We start from the raw sequence: 624 nt of genomic DNA on the forward strand, positions 1-624 counted from the left end.
CGGTCGGACCATGGGCTGCCATCTCTGCCCAGGCGCTGCGGATCAGGCCCCAGACCTCGCCCACGCTGGCATTGGCGGTCTGCACGTTGCCGATGATGACGGCGCGGCCGAAGAGCAGGTCGAGCCCCGCGCCGATGCCGTAGGTCAGCCCCCGCTCCTCGCGGACTGACTTCATGAGCCGACTGGTGAAGCCGCCGCCGGCCAGGATGCGCAGCGCGACCTGGAAGGATTCCCAGCCGGGATCGGTGGGCAGCAGCCCATTCTGGCCGAAGACCAGCGTCGACTGGGGCGCCGCCTTGGGCCGCAGCGTCACGCCATAGGCCGCGAGGTCGGGCAGCGGGGGCGTGTCGGGCACGGGGTGGTCCGGCAGGGCGCCGAAGAGCTCGGCCAGCAGCGCCTTCAGGCCGTTCGCGTCGATCGCGCCCGAGGCGGCGACCAGCAGGTTTCCGCGGGTGAGCTGGGCGGCAAGGCAGGCGCGGATGTCCTCCTGGCCGATCGCCGCGATGCTCTCGGGCGTCGAGAGCCGCCCGGCGGAGAAGTTGGGAAAGCCCGCCTCCCAGAAGGCGCGGCGGGCCAAGCCGGCCGGCGTCTCCAGCGACTGGCGCGCGGCCAGCAGGGCGCGGG

The 624-nt window shown here is 73.4% G+C and carries 1 protein-coding gene; it reads right to left on the minus strand.

The window, feature by feature from the left end; translation table 11 throughout:
* A partial coding sequence (locus tag AC1DWF_RS35980) for a M16 family metallopeptidase (RefSeq protein ID WP_476843233.1) occupies positions 1 to 624 on the minus strand: 624 nt, incomplete at both ends.

This window comes from Aminobacter sp. P4_D5 (genome assembly GCF_056401815.1).